The organism is Arthrobacter sp. B2a2-09 (assembly GCF_027587375.1).
GTDB lineage: Bacteria > Actinomycetota > Actinomycetes > Actinomycetales > Micrococcaceae > Arthrobacter.
In genome coordinates, this window is record NZ_JAMXIC010000010.1 from 111,235 (window position 1) to 123,848 (window position 12,614).

Here is a 12,614-nt window from a genome sequence, read left to right on the forward strand (position 1 = left end):
GCGCAGTTACGGCAGGATGTGTTCGTGCGCGGCTGCCTCCAGGGCGTCGGCCTCTGCCTTGGCCAAGCGGGTTTCGGAGTCGACGTCGATACGCCGGGTCATCAGCCAGTACAGCCCGGCGGAGACGGGGAGTCCAATAAACAGCGAGATGTCGGCGCCGTCAAGGGCCTGGGCTATGAACCCGACGAAGAGCTTACCGGCGGAGAAGAACGGAATCATCAGGACAAAGCCGACGAGGTAGGAGATGATACCGGGCCAGCCCCAGCGTCCGTAGATCCCATCCGGCTTGAAGATCTCTGCGATGGCGTAGTGGCCCTTGCGGACGATGAAGTAGTCGGTGAGGTTGACCGCCGTCCACGGAATGAAGAAGTACAGCACCAACAGCAGGAAGTCGTTGAAGTTGGCCAGGAAGTCGGCCGAGGCAAGGTTCGCCAGGACCACGGAAATGAGGGCGGTGATGGAGATCGTGATGATCCGGAGCCTCAGCGTCGGCCGAATCTGCCGCACGCTGTCGATGGACGATATCAAGGTCAGCGAACCGCCGTACATGTTCAGGGCAGTCACGGACAGCAAGCCCAGGGCAGCGACGAACAACGCGATGCCACCGAATCCGCCGAAGAGCTGCTCGGCGGTGGATTTGATCGAGCCGATGGTTTCGAAGTTTTCACCGGCCGCAGCGCCAATGTACGCGCCCAGGAACATCACCCAAATACCGCCGAGGGCGCTGCCCCAGAACGTCCACCGGAAAGTGCCCCGCCCACTGGACGGCGGAAGGTAGCGCGAGTAGTCCGAGACGTAAATGGCCCAGGAAATCTGGTAGCCGGCCGCGACCCCCAGCTGGCCCAGGAACGGCACCAAATGGAAGTCAGCCAGGTTGTATGCGCCGGCAGGTATGGCCAGCTTCACGGCTGCAATGGTGAGCAGTGCCAGCATGACGATGGTCAGGTACGTCAGGTAGCGCTCAAAGGCATGGATGAGGTCGTAGCCGAACAGGGCGATGACGACGGCGACAATGGTGACCACCCAGAACCACAAGTTTTGGGACCCGAAGTTCACCGACTCCGAGATGGCTTGGCCGGCCAGGATGGTGTTGAAGATGTTGAAGCCGGCGTACTGAAGATAGGCAAAGAGCCAAACCAGCAGGGCACCGATATAGCCGAATTGGGGCCGGGACTGGATCATCTGCGGCAGCCCGAGTTGGGGACCTTGGGAGGAGTGCGCAGCCATGAACAGTGTGCCGACGAGGACCCCGATGGCGATCGCGAGTAGCGACCAGATCAAGTTGCCGCCGGTGGTGATGCTGATCAACCCCACTGCCAGGGTGGCGATCTGGGCATTGCTGACGAACCACAGTGGTCCGATGTGTGAGACCTTGCCGTGCCGCTCGTTCAATGGAACATAGTCGATCGACCGGACCTCCAGCCCGCGGCCCGATCCTTTGTCCGTCGTAGTGCTCATGGCGTTTCTCCTTCGGAGCATCGGTGCATCTTGACTTTGGTTTAGCACAGAGTGGGGCGGCCTAAAAGGGGTCGCGAGATTCCTAGGGGAGCCTGTGGTGCCGCCACGTGGGGAACTGGTCCCGGGCCGCCTGAACGGCATCCGGAAAGAGGTCCAGCGTCGCGGTAGCCGGCTCCGTGCCGAGGCTATGCAGGACAGTCCCCAGGGGGTCAATGAGCATGCTGTAGCCGATCGACACAGGCGGAGTCTGGGAAACCGCCGCCACGTACACCCCGTTCTCTATTGCCCGGGCCTTGGCCAACGTGGTCCATTGCTCGGTCTTGGCTGTGCCGGGAACCCACGAGGAGCAGACGAGGAGCACCTGGGCCCCGGCATCGGCCAGGATGCGCGCCAACTCGGGGAAGCGCAGGTCGTAGCAGGTCATCAATCCGAAGGTCATGCCGCCGCAGGAAAAGGTGACAGGCACTGGCTCCGGCGCAGCTTGGATGTAGTCCGATTCGCGGAAACCCTGGCAGTCAAATAGATGGATCTTCCGGTAGCTGGCAAGGCGCGAACCGTCCGGACCGATGGCCACCAACGTGTTGAAGGCCCGGTCCCGCTCCTCGGATCCGTCCCGTTCTCCGGATGCTTCCAGGAGGCCCGCGACGGCGGCGATCCCGTAACGTGCCGCCGTCGCGTAGAGCCTTGCAGCCACCGGGCCGTCAAGAGGTTCGGCCATGTCCACGAAGCTCTGGTCCACCCGGCTTTTCTCATACGTCGAGTACTCCGGGAACACTATGAGGTCAGAGCCCTCGTGGGCGGCCCGGGCACAGTAATCCGCGATGAGGTCGAGGTTACGGTCGACGTCGGTGCCGGAATCGATCTGGGCTAGGGTGATGCGCACGCAGTCCTCATTTCCCCCGGTTCTGGCAACTACAGTGTTCTGGCATCATGCCGTGATCTTCAGACAAGGGCGGCTTCTTTTTCCTCCATCACCATTTCCGGCGGTGCCTTCCGGAACCCCTTGGTGATGATGCCCAGCACCACGACGCCGACGCAGAGCCAGATCAGCCCGAGCGTGATGGCATTCGAATCCAGCTGGGAGAGCAGGAAACCGTCGATGATGGCGCCCACCGCCGGCATGACCACGTAGAACAATACGCTGAGCCGGTGCCCCGAGCGTCGTTGGCGCAGGTAGTAGGCAATGACCGAGATATTGACGAGGGTGAAGGCCGTAAAGGCGCCGAAGTTGATGAACGACGTCGAGGTGGCAACGTCCAGGAACATGGCGATGAGTCCTACCGCGCCGGTGATGATCAGGTTGAATACCGGTGTGTGGAAGGACTTGTTCAGCGCCCCGAAGACCTTCTTCGGCAGGACTGAATCCCGGCCCATGGCGTAAAGCAGGCGTGAGGCGCTCGCCTGTGCCGCGAGCCCGGAGGCAAACTGGGACACCACGAGTCCCGCCAGGAAAACGGCGCCGAAGAACTGCCCGCCGATCTTCAGGGCAATGTCCGACGCCGCCGACGCCGAATCGTCGAACACCCCGCCGGGGTGGATCAGCTGGGTCGTGTAGGACACGACGACGAAGATCGCGCCGCCGATGAGTGCCACGAGCATGATCGCCTTCGGGACGGTCTTCTTCGGCTCGATGGTCTCCTCGGTGAGGGTGGACACGGCGTCAAAGCCCAGGAACGAGTACGCCGCGATGGCGGCGCCGGCGGTGATCTTGTCGAAGCTCGACGTGTCGTTGAAGAACGGAGCGGTGCTGACCAGGGCGCTTGCGCCGGAGGTCGAGACCAAGGTTCCGACGGACAAGGCAACGAACAGGACTATCACCAGCAACTGAAAAGCCATCAGCAGGTAGTTGGCCTTGTCCGCCACCTTGACGCCAACCACGTTGAGCAGCGTGGTGATGGCGATGAACGCGACAATCCAGACCCCGATGGGGATCTCGGGGAACTGTGCCGTGAGGTAAGAGCCGCCGATCAGCCAAATGACCATCGGCAGGAACAGGTAGTCCAGCAGAACAGCCCAACCGGCCAGGAACCCGATCCGGGAATCGATGGAGCGCCGGATATAGGTGTAAGCGGAGCCGGCCACCGGATAGGCAACAGCCATGCGCCCGTAGCTCTGGGCGGTGAAGAGCATGGCGACCATCGCCACCAGATAGGCCGACGGCGATGCTCCGCCGGTGGTTTCGGCGATCACGCCGAAGATCGCCAGCACGATGAGCGGGGTCAGGTAAGCCAGCCCGAACAGGACCAGCGAGGGCAGTTTCAGGGCGCGCGTGAGGCTCGGTTGCGTTGTCACCGGTGGTTCCTTAGGAGTTGGAGGACCGCGGGGTCCAAGTGGTCGGGTCGATGCGGCCTTGGTAGACGGGTAGGTCGATGGGCGGCTCGCCGGGGCGGAACTGGGACCAGGGGCGGTTGAGGTTTTCGGTCCCGTGCGTGCGGACATGCTCGACGGCGGAGAGGTCCAGTTCCGCGGCGAGAAGGGTCGGGGCGTCGTCGTCGGCCTCGGCTATGGTGTTCCCCTCGGGGTCGACGATCAGGCTGAGGCCTTTGCCGGTGGGGCCCGCGCAGTTGACACTGACCATGAAAACCTGGTTCACAATCGCGTTTGCCTTGGCCAGGACGAGTTCTTGCTTGCGGTCCGGCGTCGTGGTCTTGACGACATTAAGGATGACTTCGGCGCCCATCCACGCCAGCTGGCGGGTTACCTCGGGGAACCAGGCGTCGTAGCAAATGTTCAAGCCCACCCTGCCGATCCCCTCCAGGTCAACGGTCGTGAATCGGTCGCCAGGGTCGTAGGGCTCAAAGGGGCGCCAGGGGAAGACCTTGCGGTAGTAGCCGGCAAGGTCGCCTTCCGGGGAAAGGACCAACTGGGTATTGAACAATTGCCCCTCGGGGCCGCGTTCGCAGACGCTGCCCGGAACCAGCCAGATACCCAGGTCCGCTGCGAGCTGCCGAAGCTCGTTGACGCGCGGACCGTCCAGCGGCTCGGCCGAGTCCTGCAGCACTTCTGTACGCTGCAGGTCCGGGTAGGAATCCCCGAACAAGTGCAGCTCCGGGAAGACCACAAGCTTGCTTTGCGGTTGGATCGCGACGGCGGCGGCGACCTCGGCTGCGAAGGCCTGGATCGGCTCGCCGATCAGTCGGGGTGACGCCTGGGCGGCGATGAGGGGAAGGATGCGTTGCACTGTTTTCTCCACGTTGTCGCTGTGACTCGCCTCATATTAGATCATAATGATCAAATAAAAGGAAGGTGGATTTTGCCCCGTAAAGTAGCGGATATGACCCGTCAGCTCGAGGACACCACCGGCGAATCACCGATCGATGCTGCGCCCTTGCTCGGAATCGACCGCAGGAGCGCAATCGACGCCGTGCGGCTGCGGATCGGCATGGCCATATCCTTGGGGCTGCTTCAGCCGGGGGAGAGGCTGCCCGACCAGCAAGACGTCGCGCTAGGCCTATCGGTTAGCCCGATCACCGCTCGCAGGGCCTTGGCAAGCCTGGCTGAGCAGGGCGTCGTTGTCCGCCGTCGCGGACGTGGCGGCGGAACCTTTGTTGCGGATGAGCCGCCGCAGAACGTGCTTGAGCAGCTCGCTGCGTCGCCCGCCGAATCCCTTGCAGTGAACCGACTGGTGGACCGGCGGCTGCTGTTCGAATGCGCGGTCACCCACTTCGCTGCAGTCAACGCCACGGCGGCGCAACTTGATGAGCTGGCGCGGCTTACCCATGAAATGGCCGGATCAAGCAATTGGTCCGAGTATCACCAGGCCGACGAGCGGTTTCACCGGCTGGTCGCGGCGTCTTCGGGCTTGGGGGCGGCGGTCGACGCCTACAACGAGGTTTTGGCGGAACTCTATGAGTACTTCATCCCGTACCCGATCGAGTTTCTCCATGAGTCCAATCGGGACCACATTGCGCTCGTGAACGCCCTGCGGGCCGGCGACGACCGCGCAGCGGTGGAGGTATCGCGGCGGCACGTGGACGTGTTGCACAAGACGATGTTCATGGGTCTGGCCGGCGGTTCCGGCAGCCAAATGGGGTAAATGACTGCTATTGCTCCATCGTCCGGGATATCGGACTAAAGGTAGACCCCTTTTCGTGATCAGTGTCACTTTGCGTGCTCTGATTGATTCTCAGTTGGGGACATCGGACTTCGGTCGTCAAAGTGAGGATTAGGCATGCAGGCCACAGGAAATGCGGGAACGGGTGGGCCGCGCGTTGAGCGTCGTTCCATTGACTTTGTCCCGGAAAATGAACGCCATGGTTCGCCTGGCCAGCAGTTCACGCTCTGGTTCGGGGCGAACATGCAGATTACGGCCATTGTCGACGGCGCCTTGGCAGTCCTGTTCGGCGCGGATGCGCTTTGGGCGATCATCGGCCTCCTGATCGGAAACCTCTTGGGTGGCGCGGTCATGGCGCTCCATGCGGCCCAGGGCCCGAAGCTCGGCTTGCCGCAGATGATTTCCAGCCGGGCGCAGTTCGGCATCTTCGGGGCGGTTATTCCCTTGGTGCTGGTGGTCGTGATGTATCTCGGCTTCGCTGCAACCGGTACCGTCCTCTCCGGACAGGCAATCAGCCTCATCCTCCACACGGGCACTCCGGCCGTGGGCATGATCGTCTTCGGGGTGCTGACCATCATCGTGGCGACCCTCGGATACAAGTACATCCACATGTTGGGCCGCATTGCGACCGTGGTGGGTATCCTCGGCTTCACTTACCTGGGCATCAGGTTGTTGACCAGCCAGGACGTCGGTGCACTTCTGGGAGCCGGCGGTTTCGAGTTTCCGACCTTCCTGCTCGCCATTTCGCTTGGCGCCGGATGGCAGCTGACTTACGGTCCCTACGTGGCCGACTACTCCCGGTACCTGCCCTCCAACACCCCGGCACGCAAGACCTTCATGTCGGCATACTTCGGCACGGTGATTGGTTCCCAGTGGTCCATGACCCTGGGCGCGCTCTTCGCCGCCCTCGCATTGCCCAAGGGCGCAAGGTTCCTCGACGGCCAAGTCGCTTTCCTCGGGAATTTGAGTGGAGGCGGACTGATCGCGGTGGTCATCTACCTGGTCATCGTGACGGGAAAGCTGACCGTCAACACGCTGAACGCTTATGGCGGCTACATGACCATGCTTACCTCGGTCACGGCGTTCACCCGTAAGTCTGCGGTAGCGTCATGGACCCGGTTCGCCTATGTGATCGGCTTTATCGGACTCTCGGTACTCATCGCAGTCCTCGCTTCCCCCGACTTCATCGCCAACTTCAAGAACTTCGTCCTTCTCCTGCTGATGGTATTCATCCCGTGGAGCTCCATTAACCTGGTGGACTACTACCTGGTTTCCAAGGAAAAGGTGGACATTCCGGCCCTGTATGACCTGAACGGGCGCTACGGACGTTGGAACAAGACTGCGCTGTTCAGCTATGCGATCGGCATCATCGTCCAGATCCCGTTCCTGGCGCAGACCCTCTACACCGGCCCGATGACCGACCTTCTGGGCGGGGCCGATATCTCCTGGCTCGTAGGCCTCGTGGTCACGGCAATCGTGTTCTACCCGCTGGCGAAGAGGAACTCCAACGCTCCGGCCGAGATGGTCTACCCGACGGAACCCGGCTCGGAGACAGTTGCTCCGCTGGCCGGCTCATTGCCGAACACCGCAGTAGTTTAGCCTTCGCTCCGACACCCAGACGCTCGCTCACCTTTGGGGTGTTTCCGGCGGACGCTCGCTCACTTGATGTGAGCGAGCGTCCTGGTAATTGGCCTTGTATGTGAGCGAGCGTCCCTCTCGATGTGCCGGGAACGGTTGTCTTAAGGCCCGACGGCGGCGGTCCCGTTGCGCCGTCGTCTTGCCTTCGGGCCGTCCCCCTTCAGACGCTCGCTCACTTTTGGGGTGTTTCCGGCGGACGCTCGCTCACTTGATGTGAGCGAGCGTCCTGGTATTTGGCCTTGTATGTGAGCGAGCGTCCCTCTCGATGTGCCGGGAACGGTTGTCTTAAGGCCCGACGGCGGCGGTCCCGTTGCGCCGTCGTCTTGCCTTCGGGCCGTCCCCCTTCAGACGCTCGCTCACTTTTGGGGTGTTTCCGGCGGACGCTCGCTCACTTGATGTGAGCGAGCGTCCTGGTATTTGGCCTTGTATGTGAGCGAGCGTCCCTGTTTTTGCCCATTTATGTGAGCGAGCGTCCTGGTATTTGGCCTCATAGGTGAGCGAGGGTCTCCTGCGCCAAGGAGGGTCCGACGTCGGGATCAGGCTTGGGGGCCCAGCCTGCGGGAGATTTCCCTGGCGCACCTGGTCACTTCCGGAATCCACTCCCGGGCGACGTCTTCGATGCGGACCGCCCTTTCTTCGGCGGTCTCGGCGTCCTTGGCCCGGTGCCGAGTGCCTCCGCCAGGAAACGCCCGGTTCGACACCGTCAGCGTCACGCTGGCCACCGGATATCGTTGCCGGTCGAGGACCGCGACGGCCACAGAGGAGAACCCCTCCGTGACTTCGTCCTGCTCCCACGCATATCCGAGCGACCGTGCCCGCGCCAAGAGATCCTGCAATGCGGGCAGGGATTGCGGGCCTTTGCTGTGGCGTTCGGCAAACGCCTCCGGTCCCGGGAAAAGTGCAGCCACCTGGGCGGGGTCCATCTGGGCCATCATCGCCCGGCCGCTGGCCGTCAGGTGGGCCGGAAGCCGGACCCCCGTGTCGGTGACCAGGGGGCTTTGCCGCGGCGCCCGCTCCTCAATCACGTAAACGACGTCGCGCCCGTGCATCACGGCAAGATGGGCAGTCCGGCGTGTCCGGGCGACGAGCCGGGACAGGGGGAACCGGGCAATCCGCTGGATCGGAGCTTGCCGCGAATACCCTGTCCCCAACTCATGGGCGGTCACTCCCAAGGCATACTTGCGCTCCTCGGGAAGATGGACCAAAAAGCCGTCATCGATCAGTGAGGTAATGAGCTGATACGTGGTTGACCGAGGCAAGCCAACGTCGCGCGCAATGATGGACGCGCTGACCGGGCCGGCCTGGCCGGCGACGTATCTGAGAACCGCCAGCACCTGGGCCGCAGCCGGCGCCTTGGGCCGCACGGATTGACTGTACATTGTCCTAGAATACGCCCCGGATTGTCCGGTATCCCGGACGTAGCTAAAGAGGGCAACGAGTTCTGTCCTAAGGCAATCCCTCCAACCGGGCCCGCGCCGTCTCCGCCGCCCGGCGTTCCTTGCCGGCTAGCCGGACTGCCAATTTGCGGTTCCGCTCGGCCAGGGTGATCGCCCACTCCGTCGCCGCAAGCTCCTGCTGCAACGTGGCCAGCTTGTCTTTGGCAGCTTTGACTTCGACGGCGAGTTGCTCGCTCCGGCGCACAGCCTCCGACTTTTCACGCTCGGCCTGGGCGAGCTCCAAGTCGGCCTTGTCCGCATTGCGCTCTGCTTCCACGAGTGCGGTTTGTGCCTTCTCCCGTTCGCGCTCCGAGTCAGCGCGTGCGCGCTGTGAGTCTGCCCGCCCGCGCTGCCGGCCGCCGTCGTCGGGCCCTTCTTTGGCAGTACCCACCGCGGGAAGTGCGCCCGCAATCGCCACCGCGCCCGAGAGGTCCACGGGTTCCAATCCGTTCGTGGCGAGCGAACGCACCAGTTGCCCGCTGCGGAGCGCCGCGGCAGCCCCGAGATCCGTCATGGCGGTCCTCAACGTGGCCTCGATCTCCATCGCGGCGGCGCCACTCACCTTGACGCCCAGGCCTTCCGCCACTGCCCGGGCCTGCTCGACGGCGGCGCCCAGGACGCGCGGGCGCTGCTGGCCGAGCGTACGGAGGCGGTCGTGATCGTGCTCCTCCTGGGCCCTCCCGAGCGACGCCCCAAGCTCCAGGACACTCGCGAATTCCTTGGTGCCGTGGCGGACAAGCATGTTGACGGCCCACGCCGCGGTCGAAGGCTTGGGCAGCTGGGCGATCTGTTTCGCCAGTTCTGCGTCCCCCGCGGACTTGGCTTCCTTGGCCTGTGCAGTGCGGGCCGCCGTGAAGGCCGAGGGAACCAGTGTGTAGAGCTCGACGGCGATCGCGGCCAGGTCCATCGCGGAAGCCAGTGCCGTGTTAATCGGCCAGGAACTCAGCAAGTGCGTCAGCCATGACTCCGGGTTGCCAGCCATGGTTGGCGCCTGGAATGGTGGTTTTGCGGGCACTCGGGATGTTGGCCACGATGGAGTCGGCCGCTTTTGGCATGATCGGTATGGTCTGCTCGCCGACGATCGCGAGGGTGGGCTGGGTGATGCCGGACCACAGCTGGGCGCGCGGGGCGGACTGGGTCCACGCGAGCGATTCGGCATCGGCCGAAAGGCTGGGGCCCAATTCGAGCATGATGGGCCATCCTGGACTGTTCTTGGCGCCGGCCAGCCACTCCGGCGGCATGTCTTTCATGTAGTACTCGATGGTGCCGGCCTTGTCGCCGGATGCGATCCGTTCCTGGAGCCCGGCGAAGAATTCGGCCCCGCCGGTGCCGAGTTCATCGCTCAGGGGAGTCTCCCACAGCGCCAGCTTCGTGACGGCTAGGCCTACTGCCGCCGCTGCCAGGGAAATCGAGCCACCGGAAGAGCTCCCGAAGAGTGCAGCTTTGCCGCCTGCGATGTCGATGAGCGTGGCGAGATCGTCGATGTTGTCCTTCAGGGTGAATGACGGAGCCTCGGCGCTTTCCCCTCGACCGCGCCGGTCGTAGTTCAAGACGGTGAACCCTTTGGCGGCCAGGAGCTTGGCCATTTCCACGGTGTTGGAGTCGAAGCCCCTGAATTGCATTGCACCGCCAACGAGGATCACGGCAGGTCCCTCGCCGTATTGGTCATACCCGATGCGGGTACTGTCTTTCGAGATCGCAAATTCGGACATCCCAGATCCTTCGATGTGGCGGACAGTCGGTTCCTAAACTCTGTGCCCCGCCCCTCCCCGGGTCAAGGGGGAGAGTCACCTCGGAGGAGTTCTTAAGAGCTTCTTAAATGCCGCGCGCGAGAGTGGAAGCAGGCCGCACAACGGCCGTCACCCCTCGAACCGGAGACACCATGCGATCACACGCCAAACAGAACACTTCCACGGAAGGCCGCACTTTCGCCGTCGTCCGTCAAAGTGTGCCGTTGCTTCCGCAGCCCAGGTACTGGCTTCTGTGGGGCATTGCCCTCGCCGCGGCAGTCCTTGCCATTGGCTTCAGCGTGCAGTTGGTAGCGGGCCTGACCACCAACGAACTCGGCGTTGACCAGGAACTCAGCCGCCATCACGTGGGCGCACTGACCACCGTGGCCATGGCACTGAACTTCCTTTTCGCCCCCGTAGCGGGAGTTTGCATTGTCCTGGTGATCGGCTTGTACCTTTTCCTGGTTCGCAAGTCCTTCGTGCGGGCGGCCATGTTTGTGCTCTTCGCATGTTCAGGCTGGGTTGCCAGCGAGGTATTCAAACTCATCGTTGCCCGCCACCGGCCCAACCCGGCGCTTCTTTTCGACCCCCTGGCCCCGGAAACGGGTTCCAACAGCTTTCCCAGCGGCCATACCGCCTTCGCCGTAGCGCTCGCGTTCGCCGTGTACTTCCTGGTCCGGGGCACTCGCTGGGGCGTCATCACCGCTTGGGCCGGTGCCGTCCTGGCCGTCGTGGTGGCGTGGTCCCGGATCTACATCGGAGTCCATTACCCCAGCGACGTCGTGGCCTCGTTCCTGGCCACCAGCGCCGCAGTGATCGTCTTGGCCGGGCTCTGGAACCGGTACGCACCGCGAGTCATGGGGCGGCTACCGTTTGGCGCCCCATCGGAAGCAGCCGCCTCAGAAGCAGCCTCGTTGGAAGCAACCGCAACCCAAGCACACGGATCCTGAGGAGGACCCCATGCACGTACTTTCTGCCATGCCAGCATTCCTTGATCCCACCACCCTCCTTCAGGGCTTGGGTCCCGCAGCGTTGGGCGTAGTGGCGCTGATCGTCTTCATCGAATCCGGTCTACTTTTCCCCTTCCTTCCCGGTGACTCTTTGCTGTTCACTACCGGCCTGCTTCACCAGCAACTGCAGCTTGAATTGCCGGTGTTGATCGCCGTCGTATCAGCCGCCGCCATCGCCGGAGACCAGATCGGCTACATGCTCGGGCGCAAGTTCGGCCGGCGCTGGTTCAAGGATGATGCCCGGATCTTGAAGACAGCGCACTTGGACACGGCCGAAGAATTCTTCAAGCGCCGCGGCGGCCCCGCGATCGTCCTGGCCCGCTTCGTGCCCATTGTGCGGACATTTGCCCCGCTGAGCGCAGGCATCGCACGCTACAACTACAAATCCTTCACCTTGTGGAACATCGCCGGCGCCGTCATTTGGGGAACCTCCGTGACGCTGCTGGGCTCCTGGTTGGGACACTACGAGTTCATCGCAAAAAACATTGACGCCATTGCCGTGATCATGGTTTTGGTCTCCGTCCTGCCGTGGGGCGTCGAGTTCCTCAAAAAGCGGCGCAAGGTCAAAGTGGGCGCCGCGAACGGGCACACCGGGGAAGAATAGACAGCATGACAAAAGCTGAGCGGCCGGCCCTCCTCCTGGTCGAAGACGACTCCGCCCTGGGGCCGCTCATCAGCGAGCTCCTGGAGCCGGACTTCTCTGTCCGCCTGGCTGTCAATGGACGCGACGGCCTCCACCTCGGCTTGACCCAGAGTTGGGACGCGATGGTCATTGACCGGGGGCTGCCCGTCATGGACGGCATCGCCTTGATCAAGGCCCTTAGGGCCAAAGGGATTGCCACCCCGATCCTCATCCTGACGGCGCTCGGTGCCACCGATGAGAAGATCCGGGGCCTCGACGCGGGGGCGAATGACTACATGAGCAAGCCGTTCGATGCGATGGAGCTGGCCGCCCGCTTGCGAGCCCTCACCAGGACCTACGCCCTGGCGCCTCAGACTCTGGGAATCGGGGATTGGGAGCTCGACGCCGGTGCCCGCTCCATGCGCTCCGTGTACGGTTCCGTGGTCACACTGACGGCGAAAGAAGCCGGGCTACTCGAAACCTTGGCCGGCGAACCCGAACGTGTCTTCACGCGTGAAGACCTCATCAGCACCCTGTTCCACCCCACGGACCAGCCGGGCGTGATCGACACCTACGTCCACCACTTGCGCCGCAAGATCTCCAAAACGGTGATCCGGACGGTCCATGGCCTCGGATACCAGATCGGCGATCCCCATGACTGAGAAG

Annotated in this window: 12 protein-coding genes; 5 read left to right on the forward strand and 7 right to left on the reverse strand. The window is 63.1% G+C overall.

All coding sequences use genetic code 11. The annotated features are described in order from the left end of the window. Nucleotides 1–6: 6 nt before the first annotated feature. From NFJ07_RS12885 to NFJ07_RS12900, 4 genes are all read right to left on the reverse strand, one after another. Nucleotides 7–1,458 carry a purine-cytosine permease family protein gene (locus NFJ07_RS12885; RefSeq protein WP_269994877.1) on the reverse strand — a complete coding sequence of 484 codons (1,452 nt, stop codon included), beginning with the start codon at nucleotides 1,456–1,458 and terminating at the stop codon, nucleotides 7–9. Nucleotides 1,459–1,540: 82 nt separating this feature from the next. Next, nucleotides 1,541–2,341, reverse strand: a complete 801-nt coding sequence (locus NFJ07_RS12890; RefSeq protein WP_269994878.1) for a carbon-nitrogen hydrolase family protein — start codon at nucleotides 2,339–2,341, stop codon at nucleotides 1,541–1,543. 59 nt (nucleotides 2,342–2,400) lie between these two features. After that, a complete protein-coding gene (locus tag NFJ07_RS12895) occupies nucleotides 2,401–3,750 on the reverse strand; it encodes an APC family permease (RefSeq protein WP_269994879.1) in 1,350 nt (449 codons plus the stop codon). Between the two features lie 10 nt (nucleotides 3,751–3,760). Then, entirely contained in the window at nucleotides 3,761–4,639 is an 879-nt protein-coding gene (locus tag NFJ07_RS12900) for a carbon-nitrogen hydrolase family protein (RefSeq protein ID WP_269994880.1), read from the reverse strand. A 93-nt stretch (nucleotides 4,640–4,732) separates the two neighbouring features. On the opposite strand from NFJ07_RS12900, the gene NFJ07_RS12905 reads away from it, so the two are divergent. After that, a complete protein-coding gene (locus NFJ07_RS12905) occupies nucleotides 4,733–5,494 on the forward strand; it encodes a FadR/GntR family transcriptional regulator (RefSeq protein WP_269994881.1) in 762 nt (253 codons plus the stop codon). A 135-nt stretch (nucleotides 5,495–5,629) separates the two neighbouring features. Next, nucleotides 5,630–7,111, forward strand: a complete 1,482-nt coding sequence (locus NFJ07_RS12910) for a purine-cytosine permease family protein (RefSeq protein ID WP_269994883.1) — start codon at nucleotides 5,630–5,632, stop codon at nucleotides 7,109–7,111. A gap of 575 nt (nucleotides 7,112–7,686) precedes the next feature. Here the strand turns inward: NFJ07_RS12910 and NFJ07_RS12915 are convergent. The 3 genes from NFJ07_RS12915 to NFJ07_RS12925 all read right to left on the reverse strand — a co-directional run bounded on the left by NFJ07_RS12915 (nucleotide 7,687) and on the right by NFJ07_RS12925 (nucleotide 10,298). After that, nucleotides 7,687–8,529, reverse strand: a complete 843-nt coding sequence (locus tag NFJ07_RS12915; protein ID WP_269994884.1) for an IclR family transcriptional regulator — start codon at nucleotides 8,527–8,529, stop codon at nucleotides 7,687–7,689. Between the two features lie 67 nt (nucleotides 8,530–8,596). Further along, nucleotides 8,597–9,568 (reverse strand): hypothetical protein, encoded by a 972-nt coding sequence (locus NFJ07_RS12920; RefSeq protein WP_269994885.1) that lies wholly within the window; start codon nucleotides 9,566–9,568, stop codon nucleotides 8,597–8,599. Further along, nucleotides 9,513–10,298 (reverse strand): alpha/beta fold hydrolase, encoded by a 786-nt coding sequence (locus tag NFJ07_RS12925; RefSeq protein ID WP_269994886.1) that lies wholly within the window; start codon nucleotides 10,296–10,298, stop codon nucleotides 9,513–9,515. The genes NFJ07_RS12920 and NFJ07_RS12925 overlap by 56 nt, the downstream gene beginning before the upstream one ends. Nucleotides 10,299–10,468: 170 nt before the next feature. Here NFJ07_RS12925 and NFJ07_RS12930 point away from each other — a divergent pair, with 170 nt between their 5' ends. From NFJ07_RS12930 to NFJ07_RS12940, 3 genes are read left to right on the forward strand one after another with little or no spacing between them, the layout of a single operon-like run. Further along, nucleotides 10,469–11,266, forward strand: a complete 798-nt coding sequence (locus tag NFJ07_RS12930) for a phosphatase PAP2 family protein (RefSeq protein WP_269994887.1) — start codon at nucleotides 10,469–10,471, stop codon at nucleotides 11,264–11,266. 10 nt (nucleotides 11,267–11,276) lie between these two features. Then, complete coding sequence (locus NFJ07_RS12935) at nucleotides 11,277–11,930, forward strand: DedA family protein (protein WP_269994888.1); 654 nt, start codon at nucleotides 11,277–11,279, stop codon at nucleotides 11,928–11,930. A gap of 5 nt (nucleotides 11,931–11,935) precedes the next feature. Then, nucleotides 11,936–12,610, forward strand: a complete 675-nt coding sequence (locus NFJ07_RS12940; RefSeq protein ID WP_269994890.1) for a response regulator transcription factor — start codon at nucleotides 11,936–11,938, stop codon at nucleotides 12,608–12,610. Nucleotides 12,611–12,614 lie beyond the last annotated feature (4 nt).